This window comes from Cupriavidus sp. UBA2010, from assembly GCF_002335265.1.
GTDB lineage: Bacteria > Pseudomonadota > Gammaproteobacteria > Burkholderiales > Burkholderiaceae > Cupriavidus > Cupriavidus metallidurans.
The window spans coordinates 130,421-147,684 of sequence record NZ_DDCI01000024.1 but is presented as its reverse complement, the minus strand read 5'-3'; the positions used below and the strand labels follow the sequence as shown (position 1 = coordinate 147,684).

Annotated in this window: 15 protein-coding genes; 9 read left to right on the top strand and 6 right to left on the bottom strand. The window is 65.9% G+C overall.

Annotation, left to right across the window (positions count from 1 at the left end; all coding sequences use genetic code 11):
* Positions 1-22 precede the first annotated feature (22 nt).
* Entirely contained in the window at positions 23-574 is a 552-nt protein-coding gene (locus tag B2246_RS19855; protein ID WP_286880593.1) for a MarR family winged helix-turn-helix transcriptional regulator, read from the bottom strand.
* 105 nt (positions 575-679) lie between these two features.
* Between B2246_RS19855 and B2246_RS19850 the strand changes: the two genes are divergently transcribed.
* The 9 genes from B2246_RS19850 (at position 680) to B2246_RS19810 (ending at position 10,787) form a co-directional block, all read left to right on the top strand.
* Entirely contained in the window at positions 680-1,693 is a 1,014-nt protein-coding gene (locus B2246_RS19850; protein WP_286880592.1) for a Bug family tripartite tricarboxylate transporter substrate binding protein, read from the top strand.
* Between the two features lie 45 nt (positions 1,694-1,738).
* A complete protein-coding gene (locus tag B2246_RS19845) occupies positions 1,739-3,295 on the top strand; it encodes a sulfatase-like hydrolase/transferase (protein ID WP_286880591.1) in 1,557 nt (518 codons plus the stop codon).
* 159 nt (positions 3,296-3,454) lie between these two features.
* Complete coding sequence (locus B2246_RS19840; RefSeq protein WP_008651720.1) at positions 3,455-4,120, top strand: CDP-alcohol phosphatidyltransferase family protein; 666 nt, start codon at positions 3,455-3,457, stop codon at positions 4,118-4,120.
* 11 nt (positions 4,121-4,131) lie between these two features.
* A complete protein-coding gene (locus B2246_RS19835; protein WP_008651719.1) occupies positions 4,132-4,935 on the top strand; it encodes a HalD/BesD family halogenase in 804 nt (267 codons plus the stop codon).
* A 5-nt stretch (positions 4,936-4,940) separates the two neighbouring features.
* Positions 4,941-5,939, top strand: a complete 999-nt coding sequence (locus tag B2246_RS19830; protein WP_008651718.1) for a flippase-like domain-containing protein — start codon at positions 4,941-4,943, stop codon at positions 5,937-5,939.
* Between the two features lie 151 nt (positions 5,940-6,090).
* Positions 6,091-6,846: an NTP transferase domain-containing protein gene (locus B2246_RS19825; protein ID WP_008651716.1), complete on the top strand. Its 756-nt coding sequence runs from the start codon at positions 6,091-6,093 to the stop codon at positions 6,844-6,846.
* Complete coding sequence (gene aepX / locus B2246_RS19820) at positions 6,843-8,537, top strand: phosphoenolpyruvate mutase (protein ID WP_008651714.1); 1,695 nt, start codon at positions 6,843-6,845, stop codon at positions 8,535-8,537. The genes B2246_RS19825 and aepX overlap by 4 nt, the downstream gene beginning before the upstream one ends.
* The gene (gene aepY, locus B2246_RS19815) at positions 8,534-9,733 is read left to right on the top strand and encodes a phosphonopyruvate decarboxylase (protein WP_008651713.1); all 1,200 of its coding nucleotides are present in this window, start codon (positions 8,534-8,536) and stop codon (positions 9,731-9,733) included. Before aepX ends, aepY begins: the two co-directional genes overlap by 4 nt.
* Complete coding sequence (locus B2246_RS19810; protein WP_186426522.1) at positions 9,720-10,787, top strand: 2-aminoethylphosphonate aminotransferase; 1,068 nt, start codon at positions 9,720-9,722, stop codon at positions 10,785-10,787. The genes aepY and B2246_RS19810 overlap by 14 nt, the downstream gene beginning before the upstream one ends.
* A 70-nt stretch (positions 10,788-10,857) precedes the next feature.
* Here B2246_RS19810 and B2246_RS19805 read toward each other — a convergent pair whose 3' ends face one another.
* The 5 genes from B2246_RS19805 to B2246_RS19785 form a co-directional block, all read right to left on the bottom strand.
* Positions 10,858-12,456 (bottom strand): phospholipase D family protein, encoded by a 1,599-nt coding sequence (locus B2246_RS19805; RefSeq protein WP_024570253.1) that lies wholly within the window; start codon positions 12,454-12,456, stop codon positions 10,858-10,860.
* A gap of 70 nt (positions 12,457-12,526) precedes the next feature.
* Positions 12,527-13,669: an aromatic ring-hydroxylating oxygenase subunit alpha gene (locus tag B2246_RS19800; protein WP_008651707.1), complete on the bottom strand. Its 1,143-nt coding sequence runs from the start codon at positions 13,667-13,669 to the stop codon at positions 12,527-12,529.
* Positions 13,670-13,820: 151 nt separating this feature from the next.
* Positions 13,821-15,041 (bottom strand): CaiB/BaiF CoA transferase family protein, encoded by a 1,221-nt coding sequence (locus tag B2246_RS19795; protein ID WP_286880588.1) that lies wholly within the window; start codon positions 15,039-15,041, stop codon positions 13,821-13,823.
* Positions 15,042-15,067: 26 nt separating this feature from the next.
* Entirely contained in the window at positions 15,068-16,243 is a 1,176-nt protein-coding gene (locus tag B2246_RS19790) for an acyl-CoA dehydrogenase family protein (RefSeq protein WP_286880586.1), read from the bottom strand.
* Positions 16,240-17,229 (bottom strand): Bug family tripartite tricarboxylate transporter substrate binding protein, encoded by a 990-nt coding sequence (locus tag B2246_RS19785; protein ID WP_035882709.1) that lies wholly within the window; start codon positions 17,227-17,229, stop codon positions 16,240-16,242. The genes B2246_RS19790 and B2246_RS19785 overlap by 4 nt, the downstream gene beginning before the upstream one ends.
* Between the last annotated feature and the right edge of the window lie 35 nt (positions 17,230-17,264).

Here is a 17,264-nt window from a genome sequence, read left to right as displayed (position 1 = left end):
TGATTACCTTCTTGCTTTGGCCTTAGCGCTCCCGCCACACGCTCAGCGGATCTTCGAACGCCGGCGCATCGGCGGCATCGGACCTGTCCGCCAGGGGTTTCGCCGCCAGCAGCATCGTCATGGCCTTCGCATGGAGTTTGTCCAGGCAGCGCGAGAACATCTCTGCCTCATCCTCGTTCAGGCAGCCCGCTAACTCCCGATTGAAATCGCGTGCCCGCGCGAAGGCCGCCGCGTACACCGACTCGCCCGCTTCAGTCAGCGTGAAGGCTGCCGCGCGCCGGTCGCCCTCGCGCGAATCCCGGCGCACCAATCCCTTGTCAATCAGACCATGCACCGCGCGGCTGGCCAGCACCTTGTCGAGCCCCGCGCTGGCTGCCAGTTCGGTCAGCCGGGTGCCAGGCTGTTCACCGAGGAATGCCAGCATCCGCCACTCGCGCCGACTGACGCCCGCCCCGGCCCGCAGATGCAAGCCGCTCGCGGCCATCGCCACGCGGCTCAGGTGATAGAGACGGTAATTGATGAAGTCGACCAGCCGGCCCGGCGCCTGCAAGGTGCCCGAAGTTTCCTGCGCCATGAATTGTCGAGAGTTCCGAGATAGTTGATTTTGTTAACTAATACCCTCGATGCTAGCTTTCGGGGCATACCGAGAACAATCACCACTTCCCCTGAGGAGACACAAGTGAGCCTGTCCCAGCCCCTGCATCTGCCAGCCCTGCTGCGCCGCCTGTGCGCGACGATCGGCGCCGTGACTGCCGTTTGCGCCTTGACCCTGCCCGCCGCCCATGCCCAAAGCGACAAACCGATCCGCATCCTGGTGGGATACCCGGCGGGCGGCACGGCCGATCTGGCGGCACGGCTGGTCGGCGACAAGCTGCGCGAGGAGCTAAAGCAGACCGTGGTCATCGAGAACAAGCCCGGCGCGGGTGGCCGGCTGGTCATGGACTATGCGAAATCGCAGGCCGGCGACGGCAACACCATCGTACTGGCCAACTCGGCGGTGATGACCATCGCGCCGCTCGTCTACCGCAAGCTCAACTACGACATCGCGCGCGATTTCACGCCGGTGGCGCAGGTGGCCAATTTCCAGCTTGCGCTGGCAACCGGACCGGGCACGCCGGCCAAGTCCCTCAAGGACTATGTGGCCTGGCTCAAGACCAGTTCGGCCGATTCGACCCATGCGGCCTACGCTTCGCCCGCGCTTGGCAGCATTCCGCACTTCTTCGGGCTGATGATCGGCAAGCAGGTCGGCGTGTCGATGCTGCACGTGCCGTTCAACGGTTCCGCACCGCTGATGACCGCGCTGATCGGCGGTCAGGTGCCAGCATCGGTGGATACGCTGGCCGATCTGACCGAAATGCATCGCGCCGGCAAGATCCACGTACTGGCCACCTCGGGCACGCGGCGTTCGGCCGCCCTGCCCGACGTGCCGACGTTTACCGAGCTCGGCTACAAGGACATCGAAGGCGTGGGCCGCTACGGCTTCATCGCTCCGGCGGGCACCTCGCGCGCCACGATCGACCGGCTCAACGCCGCCGTCGCGCACGCCATTGCGTCGCCCGACCTGCAGCAGAAATTCCTCAAGCTCGGGCTCGAACCGCAGAGCGGCAGCGTCGACGCCTTCGCTGCCGTGCTGGCCGGCGACGCCAGTCGCTGGGGTCCGGTGGTCAAGGCATCGGGCTACGTCGGCGACTGAAGACGACCGGCGACGGCGAACCCAATCCGTATCAGAGCCACAAACATGTCAGTCCGTAACGTCCTGTTCATCATGTGCGACCAGCTACGCCGCGACCACCTCGGCTGCTACGGTCATCCCACGCTGCGCACACGCAATATCGACGCACTGGCCGCGCGCGGCGTGCGTTTCGACAACGCCTTTGTCACGTCCGGTGTCTGCGGCCCCAGCCGCATGAGCTTCTATACCGGGCGCTACGTCAGCAGCCACGGGGCCACCTGGAACCGCGTGCCGCTTTCGATCGGCGAAATCACACTGGGCGAGTACCTGAAGGATGGCGGTCTGGCGCTGGCCCTGGCGGGAAAGACCCACGTGATGCCAGACAGCGCCAACCTGAAGCGCCTGCATCTGGACGGCGGCGCGGAGCTGGCGACGCTGCTGCGCAGCGGGCACTTCGTCGAAGTGGACCGGCACGACGGCCACCACGCGGAACCACGCAGCCCCTACGCGGACTGGCTGCGCGCGCAAGGCTACGACAGCGCCGATCCGTGGACCGACTACGTCATCAGCGCCCAGAAGCCGGATGGCGAGGTGGTATCGGGCTGGCACATGCGCAACGCCGGGTTGCCCGCCCGCGTGGCCGAGCCCCATTCAGAAACGGCCTATACCGTCGATCGCGCGATGGACTACATCGGCGCGCGGGGCGATGACCCGTGGGTGCTGCACCTGTCGCTGGTCAAGCCGCATTGGCCATACATCGCCCCGGCCCCTTACCACGCCGCCTACTCGCTCGACGACTGCCTCCCGCTCAACCGGGACGATGTCGAACTCGAGCATCCTCATCCGGTGCTCGACGCATACCGGACCCAGGAGGAATGCGCCAACTTCATGCGCAAGGAGGTGTCGGATACGGTTCGGCCGGCCTACCAGGGTCTGATCCAGCAGATTGACGACCGCCTTGGGCAGCTCTGGGAACTGCTCGAACGCACCGGCCGCTGGCAGGACACGCTGATCGTCTTCACCGCCGATCACGGGGATTTCCTCGGCGATCACTGGTTGGGAGAGAAGGAGCAGTTCTACGACACCGTGCAGAACGTCCCGCTGATCGTCTACGACCCGTCAGCCCAGGCCGATGCCACCCGGGGCACGGCCGGCGCCCGCATGGTGTCCGCCGTGGACGTGGTGCCGACCGTGCTCGACAGCCTTGGCATGCCGGCCTTCGATCACCGCGTGGAAGGCCGATCGCTGCTGGACCTCACGCGCGCCCGCACCGATGTCTGGCGTGGCTTCGTGGTTTCCGAACTCGACTACGGCTATCGCGGCGCGCGCGTGGCGCTGGGCCGGCATCCCGGCGAGTGCCGCGGCTGGATGGTGCGCGATACGCGCTGGAAGTACGTCCACTGGCAGGGATTCCGCCCCCAATTGTTCGATCTGCTGAACGATCCGAACGAAATTCACGACCTCGGCGAGGACCCCGGGCACGAATCGGTCCGGGCGCAGATGCGCGGCAACCTGCTCGACTGGTTTTGCACGCTGAAGCCCCGCGTGACCGTCACCAACGAGGAAGTGGCGGCCAAGACCAGCGTCTACAAACAGGCTGGCGTGTTCTTCGGCGTATGGTGAATCGGCCACACGGCGCAGGTCAGGAAATGACCCCGCGCCGTGCATCGGCTTGTAAATCGGCGTATTCTGGCAAACTTGTCATTCGCGCGTGGCAGGCGTAGTGTTGCGCATCCTCGCGCGCCAAATTGTGGCGCCCCCGCCCCATCTGATTGTTGACGGATGAACCAGAAGACCCATAAATTCCCGGATGAACCACCGCTGCCGTCCACCTGGGACGCGCGCCTTGCCCGCCATCTGGTGCGGCCGCTTAAAGACACCCGCGTTACCCCGAATCACCTGACCACGCTGCGGCTGATCATCGGCCTGGCTGGTATCGCCTGCATCGCCCAGGGCAGCTACGGCTGGACCAACTTCGGCGCGCTGCTGGTCGTGATCTCGAATTTTGTTGACCATACCGATGGCGAATTAGCCAGAATTAGTGGCAAATCGAGCAAGATCGGACACTTTTACGATCTGGCGAGCGATGCACTGATCACCGTGCTGCTGTTCGTCAGCTTCGGCATGGCAGTGGCCGCGCAGGGCGCGGGCGATGGGCTCGGTTCGGTCTGGCGCGGTACCGTGGCAGGCCTTGCGGTGGCGCTGATCTTCTTCCTGCGGATGCGTATAGAATCGCGGGTTGGCAAAAGTGGAACGAAGCAGGCATCGGCCGGCGGTTTCGAGACCGAGGATGTGCTGTACCTGCTGCCTCTGGTCACACTCGCGGACGGCATTGAACCGTTCCTGACCGCGGCCTCGATTGGCGCTCCACTGTTTGCCGTCCTTGTCATCATCGATTACTGGCGAGTCATGCGGCGCCCCCAGCCAGTCGCGACAACCACGGAATAACGAGCACGCCCATGAGTGAGCACGCCTCAAGCGACATCGCCCTCGCCCCGCCGCCAGCCAGACCGGCCACCAGCCAGCCCGACGCCGCCGTCGCGCGTGCGATCGAGCAACTCGACACCCCTGCCCTGCGCGCCGACTTCGAACGCCAGGGCGCGTTCCTGTACCTGGACAAGTTTCTCGCGCCGGACGAATGCGCCCAGCTCGTGGCGCTGACCCGCGCCATGCAGCCCGGCCTGAATCGCAACTACCTGCCCGGCCACAAGCAGGGCGGCAGCGTCAGCCGCCACACCATCGACGAGCAGGCGCCGTTCATCGCCGACCTGTATCGTTCGAAGGCCCTGATCGGCTGGCTCGAAAAGGTTACCGGCGACAAGCTCCAGGTCTGCCCCGACACCGATCCGCACGCCTACGCGCTCTATTACTACACGCGCCAGGGCGACCATATCGGCTGGCACTACGACACCTCCTATTACGACGGTCGCCGCTACACGCTGCTGATCGGCGTGCTGGACGATTCGTCGTGCCTGCTCGAGTACGAACTGCACACGCGCACGCCGGAGATTCCCGACGAGCCCGGCGCGGTGCAGATTCCGCCGGGCGGCATCGTGCTGTTCGACGGCGACAAGCTGCGCCACCGCGTCACGCCGGCCGGCCCGAATGAAACCCGCGTCTCGCTGACGTTTGAATACGTGACCGATCCCGGCATGCGCCCGTGGCTGCGCTTCATCTCGAACATGAAGGACGCCGTGGCGTACTTCGGCTTCCGGCAGGTCTTCCGGCGTCTGCTTGGCGGCGCGAACACCAGTGGAAAGTAATTCGCGTGAGTCGTGCAGCATTCCTCCTGTTCTCGATCGGCGCGGCACTGTTCGTCGGTCTGCTTGCCTGGCAAGGCTTTGACGCGGTCACGACCACGTTGATGTCCGCCGGGTGGGGCCTGGCCGTGGTCGCCGCGTTCCATCTGCTCCCGCTGTTGCTCGATGCCGGCGCCATCGCCGTGCTGCTGGACCGCAAGACCCGTCACGGCACGTTCTGCAGCGCGCTGCGCGCCCGCTGGACCGGCGAGTCGGTCAACAGCCTGCTGCCGGCGGGCCAGATTGGCGGGCCGGTACTGATGGTGCGCTACCTGTCCCAGCGCGGTGCGCGGATGCGCGACGCGGCCGCCGCCATCACCGTCAGCACCACCACCCAGGCGCTTTCCCAGATGGTCTTCGCGTTGCTCGGCATTCTGCTGTTCGGCGCGCAGGGCAACCTGTCGGACCAGCGCACCCCGATCATCGTCGTCACCGTCATCCTGGCCGCCTGCGTGCTGGTGTTCTGCGTGCTGCAGCGGCGCGGCATGTTCGGCCGCGTGCTGCGCATGGCGGCCAAGGTCTTCGGCAAGCAGAACTGGGATGGCCTGGCCCTTCGCGCCGATGCCGTGGACCATGCGATCCGCGAGATGTATCGCGACCGCCGCAAGGTAGCAGTCAGTTTCCTGCTGAACCTGGCGGGCTGGATCGTCGGTACCGGCGAGGTCTGGCTGATCCTGTACTTCCTGGGACACCCAGTGGGCTGGCATGAAGCCCTGCTGCTGGAAAGCGTGGGCCAGGCAATCCGGGGCGCGGCATTTGCCATCCCCGGCTCGCTCGGCGCACAGGAAGGTGGCTATCTGCTGCTGGCGCCGCTGGTGGGCCTGCCGCCCGATGCCGCGCTGGCGCTGTCCCTGGCCAAGCGCGTGCGCGAGCTGGTGCTTGGCATCCCGGGGTTGGTTTATCTGCATTTCAGCGAACGCAAGTTCCAGCGCCGCCGCGCCAGGGCGGCGCTCCAAGGCACCGACTAAGAAGCTGTTTCAAAATGAAGCGAAGCGGTTCTGGCTAGGCGGGGGGCAGCAGACAGTACAAGTCGTACGGCAGGGCCCCGCAACGACGCCAGAATTTTTTTGAAACGGCTTTTAAGCCCCCAGCAGTTTCTTTGCATGTGAGAACAAGTCAATGCGAGCAATCATTCTTGCCGCGGGCCTTGGCCTGCGACTTCAGCAACAGCCGGGCAAGCAATTCCCGAAGTGCCTGTTGCGTTTTGACGGCGTCACGCTGCTCGAGCGTCATCTGCGTATGCTCGACGCCGCCGGCGTGACCGAAGTCGTGCTCGCGCTCGGCTTCGAGCCGGAACAGGTGCAGGCCGAACTGGCCCGCCTGAACCGCTCGGCCGAAGTCGTGATCAATCCCCGCTACGACCTGGGCAGCGTGCTGACCGTGCACACCGTGGCGGATGCCATGACGCGCGGTGGCGACGTGCTGCTGATGGACGCCGACGTGCTCTATGACGAGCGCATCATGAGCAAGCTCGTGGCCGGCGAGACCGTCAACCGTCTGCTGATCGACCGCGATTTCGAGGCCGGCGACGAGCCCGTCAAGCTGTGTCTGAAGGATGGCGTGCCCGTGGAACTGCGCAAGCAGCTCATGGCCGATCTCTCGTATGACACGATCGGCGAATCGGTCGGCTTTTTCCGTTTCAAGCAGGACTGCGCCCAACGTCTGGCCGAGATCGTCAAGGGCTACGTCGATGGCGGCCGCGCCAACATGCCGCACGAAGAAGCGGTGCGCGACCTGCTGCTGGAACGCTCCCACACATTCGATACCGCCGACGTCACCGGCGCGCCCTGGATCGAGATCGATTTCCCGGGCGATGTGGCCCGTGCCGCCGAAGAAGTCCTGCCCCAACTGCAGCCCGTAGGAATCGCCCAATGAACGCCCACGACCCGAACCTCCTCGCCACTTCGCGCAGCGCCCGCCTGCGCCAGATGCTGCGCTCGAACGAACTCGAATTCATCATGGAAGCCCATAACGGCCTGTCCGCGCGCATCGTGCGCGAGGCCGGCTTCAAGGGCATCTGGGCCTCGGGCCTGGCCATCTCCGCCCAGTTCGGCGTGCGCGACAACAACGAGGCAAGCTGGACCCAGGTGGTCGACAACCTCGAATTCATGGCCGATGCCAGCGACCTGCCGATCCTGCTGGATGGCGACACCGGCTACGGCAACTTCAACAACGTGCGCCGACTGGTGCGCAAGCTCGAGCAGCGCGGCATCGCCGGGGTCTGCATCGAAGACAAGATCTTCCCGAAGACCAACAGCTTCATCGGCGGCGAGCAGCAGCCGCTGGCCGATATCGACGAGTTCTGCGGCAAGATCAAGGCCGGCAAGGATTCGCAGGCCGACGACGACTTCTCGATCGTCGCGCGTGTCGAAGCGCTGATCGCCGGCTGGGGCATGGAAGAAGCCCTGCGCCGCGCCGAGGCGTACCGTCAGGCCGGCGCCGACGCCATCCTGATCCACAGCAAACTGTCGAAGGCCGACGAGATCGTGACCTTCGCGCGCGAGTGGGCCGGGCGCGCGCCGCTGGTGATCGTTCCCACCAAGTACTACAGCACGCCGACCGACGTATTCCGCAAGGCCGGCATCAGCCTCGTGATCTGGGCCAACCACCTGATCCGCGTGGCAGCATCGTCGATGCAGGCCGTGGCCCGCGAAATCCACGACAACCAGACGCTGGTCAATGTGGAAGACCGCATCGCCACCGTCAACGAGATCTTCCGCCTGCAGGATGCCGACGAATACTCGGCCGCCGAGAAGATCTACCTGACCGGTGGCCAGGCGCCCAGCTCCGCCGTGGTGCTTGCGGCCGGACGCGGCAAGGGCCTGGAGGCCCTGACCGAAGACAAGCCCAAGATCATGCTGCCGGTAGCCGGCAAGCCGCTGCTGCGCTGGCTGGTCGACGGCTTCAAGAACCAGGGCATCAACGACATCACCGTGGTGGGCGGCTACAAGGCCGAGGCGATCGACGCGGCCGGCATCAAGCTGGTGCGCAACGAGCGCCATGCCGCCACCGGCGAGCTCGCTTCGCTGGCGTGCGCCGCCGATTCGCTCGAGACCGACACCGTTGTCGCCTATGGCGACCTGATGTTCCGCAGCTACATCCTGCGCGACCTGCTGGAAACCGATGCGCCATTCAGCGTGGTGGTCGACTCGTCGGAGTCCGCCCCGTCGAACCAGAGCGTGCGCGATTTCGCATGGTGCTCAACCGCCGACGACCGCGACCTGTTCGGCCAGAAGGTACTGCTGCGCAAGATCTCCGACACGCCGGCCGCTACCGACGGACAGCCGCATGGCCGCTGGATCGGTCTGCTCAACGTGCGGGGCGAAGGCCGCGCGCGCCTGCAGAAGCTGCTGGCCGAGCTGCGCCAACGGCCCGACTTCGACTCGCTCGACATGCCCGATCTGATCAACGCGCTGGTCGAAGCCGGCGAGAAGGTCGAGGTGCGTTACGTACACGGCCACTGGCGCGGCGTGAACGACCTGGAGGACTTCCGCCGGGCCGGAGACTTCGCGCACACGCAGACGCCGTACGCGCTGGGCAACAACGACGGAGAGACTGCCCGATGATCGAGGCCGTCCAGTTCGTGGAAGCCGCGCGCGAGCGCGGTTTCGAGTGGTACGCGGGCGTACCGTGCTCGTACCTGACGCCGTTCATCAATTATGTGGTGCAGGACCCTTCCCTGCATTACGTGTCGGCCGCCAATGAAGGCGATGCCGTGGCCTTTATCGCTGGCGTGACGCAGGGCGCGCGCAATGGCGTGCGCGGCATCACGATGATGCAGAACTCGGGCCTCGGCAACGCCGTGAGCCCGCTCACATCGCTGACGTGGACGTTCCGCCTGCCGCAGTTGCTGATCGTCACGTGGCGCGGGCAACCCGGCGGCGCGTCGGACGAGCCCCAGCACGCGCTGATGGGCCCGGTCACGCCTGCCATGCTCGACACGATGGAGATCCCGTGGGAGCTGTTCCCGACCGAGCCCGATGCCGTCGGCCCGGCGCTGGACCGCGCCATCGCCCATATGGATGCCACCGGCCGTCCGTACGCGCTGATCATGCAGAAGGGCAGCGTGGCGCCCTACCCGCTCAAGGCGCAGACGCCACCCGTGGCGCGCGCGAAGGCAACGCCGCAAGTGTCGCGTTCCGGCGCGACGCCGCTGCCAAGCCGCCAGGAGGCGCTGCAACGCGTGATCGCCCACACGCCGGTGGATTCCACCGTTGTGCTCGCCTCCACCGGCTTCTGCGGTCGTGAACTGTACGCGCTAGACGATCGTCCCAACCAGCTTTACATGGTTGGCTCGATGGGCTGCCTGACGCCGTTCGCGCTGGGGCTGGCCATGGCGCGTCCGGACCTGAAGGTCGTGGCCGTCGACGGCGACGGCGCGGCGCTGATGCGCATGGGCGTATTCGCCACGCTTGGCGCGTATGGCCCGGCCAATCTGACGCACGTGCTGCTGGATAACAACGCACACGATTCGACCGGCGGCCAGGCCACGGTGTCGCACAACGTCTCGTTCGCAGGCGTTGCCGCAGCGTGCGGCTATGCCTCGGCGATCGAGGGCGACAATCTCGACTTGCTCGACCGCGTGCTGGCCAGCGCCGCCACGGCGACATCGGGCCCGAATTTCGTCTGCCTGCAGACCCGCGCCGGCACGCCTGACGGGCTGCCGCGTCCGTCGGTGACGCCGGTGGAAGTCAAGACGCGCCTTGGCCGCCAGATCGGCGCCGACCAGGGCCATGCCGGAGAGAAGCATGCTGCTGCTTAACCCGGGCCCCGTCACGCTTTCGGAACGCGTGCGCCGGAGCCTGCTGCAAACCGACCTGTGCCATCGCGAAAGCGAGTTTTTCGACCTGCAGGACGAAGCGCGCGATCGGCTGCTCGACATCTACGGGCTCGACCCAGCGGCATGGACGGCGGTACTGATGACCGGCTCCGGCACGGCTGCGCTGGAAAGCATGATCGCGGCGATGGTGCCTGCCAACGGTAAGCTGCTGATCGTGCAGAACGGCGTGTACGGCGAGCGCATCGCGCAGATCGCCGCGCAGTACCAGATCGCGCATGCGCTGGTGAAGCACGAATGGATGGATGCGCCCGACCTGGGCCGCATCGACGCGGCGCTGGCCGAAGACCCCGCCATCACCCACGTGGCCGTGATCCATCACGAAACCACTACGGGTCGCCTGAATGACCTGTCGGCGATCGACCGCCTGTGCCAGGCACGTGGCGTGCGTCTGCTGGTGGACACGGTGAGCAGCTTCGGCGCGGAAGCGATCGACTTCAGCGGCAATATCGACGCGGTATGCTCCACGGCGAACAAGTGCCTGCACGGCGTGCCGGGCGCGGCCTTTGTGATTGCGCGCCGCGCCGCGCTGACCCATGCGGCAACCCGTACGTACTACCTGGATCTCGTTCGCCTGGCAAAGCTGCAGGACCAGCGCAACACGCCGTTCACGCCGTCCGTCCATGCGTACTACGCGCTGGTGGAAGCGCTGCGCGAGCATCAGGAAGAAGGCGGCTGGAAAGGTCGTCACCAGCGCTATGCGGCGCTGGCCGAACAGGCGCGCGCCGGTCTGGCCGCGCTGGGCATCGAGGCACTCTGGCCCGCCGAGCAGTCGTCGGTGGTGCTGCGCGCCTACCGCTTGCCCAACGGCGTCACGTACGAGCAGCTTCACGACGGCCTGAAGGCCCGTGGATTCGTGATCTACGCCGGCCAGGGCGGCCTGTCTTCGCAACTGTTCCGCATCTCGACGATGGGCGCGATCACGGCAGCCGATATCGACAGGCTGATCGAGGGTTTCAAGGCGCTGGTGCAGCGCTGAGCCCGAGGCGGTTCTTCTCCCCCTTCTCACGCCATGCGGGAGGGGGGAGAACAACACGCAGAGTCATTCGCTACAGCTGCGATTCCACCGGCAGCATCCGCAACACGCCCTGCTTGAAATGGTCCCAGGCGTTCATGTCGGGCTCGCTGCGATACGTGCGCAGGACGCCGTCCTCCTGGGTCACCCACACCATCTGCTCCTTGCCGGTCGCGGGATCGGTCTCGAGCACGACCTGGTAGGCGACGTCGAGCAACGCGGCGTCGATCACTTTGCCAAACATCTCGCATAGCGGTGCGCTGTCGACCACGATACCCATCTCGGTATTGAGCCGTGCCGAACGCGGATCCAGGTTCAGGGATCCGATAAACAGCTGGTGTCGATCCACCATGTAGGTCTTGGCGTGCAGGCTGGCGCGGCTGCTACCGCCCGGGCCGCTGCGGTGGGACTTTCTTTCCTTGGCCAGTTCGGCGTAGGCCGATGGCTTCAGTTCGTACAGAATCACCCCTGCCCTCAGCAAGGCCTCGCGCTTCGGCGCATAGCCCGCGTGCACCGCCGTCACGTCCGTCGCACCATACGAATTGGTCAGGATACGCACCTGGACACCCCGCTTCTGCATCCCGGTCAGCCAGTCCATGGCATCGTCGGGCGGCACGAAGTATGGGGATATCAGCGTCAGGTCATGCTTGGCGCTGTCGAGAATCTTGCCTAGCTGCGGGATGGCGTGCGTGGAATCGTCGTCGGGCGGCAACTGGATCTTGGCCGCCTTGTCGGCGATAACCGTCGCTCGGCCCCAGAACGACGGTAGCGTGCCCTGGTGAATCGCGTGCACGACCCCGGATTCCAGCACGGATTTGCCATATGGCGTCGCACTCACGGCGATGGCGCGATCGTCGACGGCGTTGCGCAGCTTCTCCTGCTGCTCGGCGGCTTCCTTGCCCGTGAGCGGTTTTTCCAGGGTCGAGATCGGGTAAGCGGCTTCGTTGTTCCAGTAATCGTCGAACACGGCCGACACCTCTGGCACCACCGGCCCGGCCGCCAGAAGATCCAGGTCGCTGAAATCGGTCTGGGCCGCGCCGTAGTACTCGTCGCCGACGTTGCGCCCGCCGACGATGGTGAGCTGGTTATCGGCAGTCATCGACTTGTTGTGCATCCGCCGGTTGATCCGGCTGAAAGCGGTGACGTACTCGAGCAGGCGCACATTCCGGCTGGCGAACGGATTGAACACCCGCACCTCGATGTTCGGATGCGCGTCGATCACCTGCAGCATCTTGTCCTGCCCGGCCAGATGGATGTCATCGAGCAGCAGCCGCACCCGCACGCCACGGTCTGCCGCGGCCATGATGGCGGCCAGCAGCGTCAGGCCGGTATCGTCCGTTTCGTAGATGTAGTACTGGATATCGAGCGAGCGCTGCGCCACGCGAGCCAGTGCGATACGCATGGCGAACGCATCCGTGCCTGCGGCCAGCGGATAGAACACGGACTCGCCCGGATGGGCGGCCAGTTGTGGCGCCAGTTCTCTGGCTATCACCGTATCGCTGGTATCGCGCAGCGCCACTTCGGGCTGCAGCTCCGGCCGCTGCGGCAAGCCCGCGCAGGCGGTCAGGAACGCCGCGATCATGACGACCAGGAAACGACCAAACAGACCCGCCAATCGACGCGTGTCTCCCATTCGCCCCTCTCACCCGTAAAAGTTGTGAATATGTCGCGCCGCGTTACGCGTACCTTGCCTGTCGACCGCCTCAAGCCTGGGTCTCCAGCCGCTGGATCGGAATGACCGTGCGGCCGCCGCACTCGCGCAGCAGGTCGCGCAGATCGCGGATGACCGGGAATACCTCGTGATTCCAGTCCTCACCCTGGCGGTCATGGGCTTCCTGCTCGCGCTCGACGATCCAGCGGTCTTCCTTGAAGATCCGCTCGGTGAACCAGACCAGTAGCGGCCAGGCCAGGTCCAGCGCGAAAGGAATGCCGGGGCGGCGGATCGACAGCATCCCGAACGTGCGGTTGGTGCGTTGCGCCGCGTCCAGCGGCACATAGGCGATCCAGAGATCCATCACGAGCGTCCCGCTGCCTGAGCGGATTTTCAGCGTCTGGTACGGGTAGCCGGTGCGGACGGTCATCACGTCCTTGTTGCCTTCGCCGCCTTCCTTGCTGAAGACGAGCGCCTCGCCCATTGGCTGCTTGCCGCCTTCGCGCGAGAAGGTGTAGTCCACCTCCACGAAGTCGGCGCCACGGCGGCGGCCTAGCGACCGCGCGCGCATCATGCCCATCTGCCGCCGATGCAGGAACTGATGGTTCATGTCCATCAGGTTCTCGTGCATGAAGGAATAGTGACACTTGACCTCCCGGCCGAAGCGTCGTGTCTTGTAGTGCTTGTCCGCCACCGAGGCGAATTCGGGCAGCGGCTGCTGTCCGGCCAGCGCCGGATTGCCCGGGAAGACAAAAATCAGGCCCGCGCGCTCTTCGCACGGATAGGCACGCACGCCGTTCGGCAGGCGCTCCTTGCCCAGGTAAGGCACGTCGATGCAGCGTCCCGAACAATCGTATGTCCAGCCGTGATAGCAGCAACGAATCGACTCGCCATCCACCACGCCCGCGTGGAGCGGCACCTGTCGATGGGCGCAGCGATCCTCCAGCGCGAAAATCTTTCCGGTTGCGGTGCGCACGAGCACGATCGGGTCGCCAGCGAACTGGACGCCATGCGCCTGGCCGGCCTTGACCTCGCGGGACCAGGCCAGTGGATACCAGTGATCGGGGTGAATCGGCACGCGGCGAAGGTCCCGTGTGGCGGCCTCCGTCCGGGTTTCCGCTGGCGCGGCGGCCGGCGCGCCTGAAGGCGCGGGATCAGCGGTACGGTGGTCAAGCGCGGACTCTGCTGCGTACATGCGTGGCATCTCCTTGCGTCCTGGAACCCGAGCCACCGGGATTCGGGTATCGGACTCGCCGAGTCTACCTGATTGCGACACCACCAGTCTGTCGGCATTTCTCTGACCAGCCGCCCAGGTGCCGCAACGCAACAACCATGCCGCCGCCCGCCTAGATCACCCCGCCCTCGCGCAGCCCGGTCAGGTCGGCGGCCGTCAGTCCCAGCGCGCCGTAGACTTCCGCATTGTGCTCGCCGACCCCCGGCCCGCTCCTGGCCGGCGGTGGGGTATGTCCGGCGAACCTCGGCACCACGCAGGGTGCCGGGATCGACCCCAGGTCCGGATCCGGCAGCCTGACGATGGCCTGCCGTTCTTGAAAGTGCGGATCGTCGACGATATCGGCGATCGAGAAAATCTTGCTGAACGGAATTTCGTGCGCCTCGAGGGTGCTTGCCACATCCGCATAGGCATGGCTGCCGAACCACCCGGCGACGACTTCATCGAGCGCGTCCAGATGGCGCACCCGCGACGGGTTGGTGGCAAAGCGCGGGTCGTCGGCCATACCCGGCTGCCCGATCGCCTGACACAAGCGCCGGAAGATCGGGCCCGACGATGCCACCAGCGATACCCACTGGCCATCGGCTGTGGCATACATGTTCGACGGCGCGGTATACGTGGCGCGATTACCCGCGCGCTGGCGGACCTGCCCAAGCTGCTCGTACTCGACCGCCAGCGGCTCCAGCAACCGGAACAGCGCCTCGGTGGCGGCCAGGTCGATTTCCTGGCCCGGCATGGCCTCGTTGCCAGGCCGGCGACGTTCGGCGATGGCGCTGGCAATCGCGAACGCGCCGAACAGGCCCGCCACCATGTCGCCCATCGGGTAGTTCATATGCAACGGCGCCCCGCCCGTCTCGCCGGTCAGGTTCGTGAAACCGCTCATCGCCTCGAAAATGCGCGCAAACCCGGCGCGCTGCGCGTACGGGCCGGTCTGTCCGAAGCCGGTCAGGCGCAGCACCACTAAACGCGGATTGGCCCGCCGCAGCGTGTCGATATCGAGCCCCCAGCGATCAAGCGTACCGGTCCGGAAGTTCTCCACAAGCACGTCGAAGTCCGGCAGCATCCGCAGGAACAATGCGCGCCCGGCCGGCTTGCGTACGTCCAGCGTGATGCCGCGCTTGCCGCGATTGGTCACCTTCCAGTACAGCGCCAGATCACCCTTGACCGGAGCCAGCCCGCGCAGCGGGTCGCTGCCGTCGGGCAGTTCGAGCTTGACGACGTCGGCGCCCATATCCGCGCACAGCGTGCTGGAGAACGGCGCGGCGATGACCGTGGCCATGTCGAGGATGCGTACCCCGGCCAGCGGGCCACCGGGTTGATCTGCTTCGGGATTCATGCGATTGCTTGCGGTTGACTGCGGATTCACGGGCGCAGCCCGTGCTGGAAGATGCGACGTGCCAGCGTGGCACGATGCAGTTCGGACGCGCCGTCGTAGATCCGGAACGGGCGTAGTTCGCGCTGGATCATCGAGACCGGGGTGTCATCGGAAATACCGAGCGCGCCCATGATCTGCACCGCGCGGTCAGCCACGCGCCAGACCGCTTCGGACACGAAGATCTTGGTCATCGCGGAGTCGTGCTTGACCGATTCCCCGGCGTCCATCTTGCGCGCGCAATCGCGCACCATCAGCCGGCTGGCGTGCAGGTCGATATGCGAATCGGCCACCATCGCCTGTACCTGCTGCAGATCGGCCAGCCGTTGCCCGAACGACTCGCGCTGCGCGGCGTACTGCTGGGCGATCTCCATCGCACGCGACGCGCGGCCGATGAAACGCATGCAGTGCGACAGCCGGGCGGGCTCCAGCCGCGCCTGGGCATAGGCAAAGCCCTGCCCGACCTGGCCAAGCACCGCGTCGTCATCGACCACGCACTGCTCGAATACGATCTCGCCGTGGCCACCTACCTGATAGCCGTCCATCCCCGCGATGTTCCGCACGAGGCGGTAGCCGGGGTTGTCGGTATCGACGATGAACATCGTGGCGCCAGTACCGGCCGCCTCATCGGTGCGCGCCAGCACGATTGCGAATGCCGCATCCACGGCCCCGCTGATGAACCACTTGTGGCCGTTGATGACCCATTTGCCATCCTGACGCGTGGCGGTGGTGCGTAGCATCGACGGATCGGAGCCCGCGCCGGGCGCCGGTTCGGTCATGGCGAAACACGAGCGGATCTGCCCCTGCACCAGCGGCTGCAGATAGCGCGCCTGCTGCGCGGCGTTGCCGTGGCGCATCAGGTTGATCATGTTCGGCTGGTCGGGCGGCGCGCAGTTCAGCGCCGGAGCGCCAAGGAAGCTGCGGCCGGCTTCCTCCAGGATCTCGGCACGCGCCTGCCAGTCGAGCCCGAGCCCGCCGTGCCCGGGCGGCAGATGAGGGGCGTAGATGCCTGCCTCCCGTGCCAGACCCTGCAGCCGCCGGACCACGACGTCAAGGCGCTGCACGTCGTGCGCCAGTGCAGGGTCTTCGCTCGGGATCGCGTGCCGTTCGACGAATTGCCGCACCTTGCCGCGCAGTTCTGCAATATTGGTTCCCATGGCCATCATTCCAGGGTGGTACCAGTGGACTTGACCAGCGCGGCCCACCACGCCGCATCGGCACGAATCTGTTGACCGAACTGCTCGGGCGTATCGCCCACCGGCTCCGCGCCCAGTTCCACCAGCTTCTTGCGCAGTTCGGGCCGCGCCAGGATCTTCACCATCGCCTGGTTGAGCTTGTCGACGACCGGACGCGGGGTATGCGCAGGCACCATCAGGCCCTTCCACGCCGTCACCACATAGCCCTTGAGCCCGGCTTCCTGTGCCGTCGGCAAGCCCGGCGCCGCCGTAGCGCGCTTCTCGCTGGTCACGGCCAGCGCGCGCAGCTTGCCCGACTGAACGTGCGGCCAGAGCGCCGGCATGTTGTCGATCAGCAGTGTGATATGGCCGGCGATCAGGTCTGCCACGGCCGGGCCGCTACCCTTGTATGGCACGTGCTGGAGCTTGATGCCCGCGGTCTGGTTCAACAGTTCCCCGGCCAGTTGCGCGGGGCTGCCGTTGCCCGGCGATCCGAACGAAAGCTGGTTCGGGTGCGATTTGGCGTAGGCAATGAACTCCTGCACATTCTTGACTGGCAGCGACGCATTGACCGCCATCACGTTGTGCTCGCGCTCGATCATCGTTACCGGGGCCAGATCGCGCACCGGATCGTAGGACATCTTCGGGTAGAGGCTCGGATTGATGACGGTCGGCCCGGCGGCGGCCAGCAGCAGCGTGTAGCCGTCCGGCGCCGCCTTGGCAACGATGTCGCCGCCGATATTGCCACCCGCGCCCGGCCGGTTGTCGACGATTACCGTCTGGCCCAGTTCGTCGCGCAGCGGTTCGGAAATCAGCCGGGCGACGATATCAGTGGACCCGCCCGGCGCGAACGGCACCACCAGCCTGATGACCTTGTTCGGATAAGGGGCCTCGGCGTGCGCAGGGGCCATGCCGACAAGCAGGCCGAAAGACATGCCGAACGACATGCCGGCCGCCGCGATCAGGGGCTTGATCATGATTCTCTCCGTGGATCTGGGTCTGGGGTCTGGGT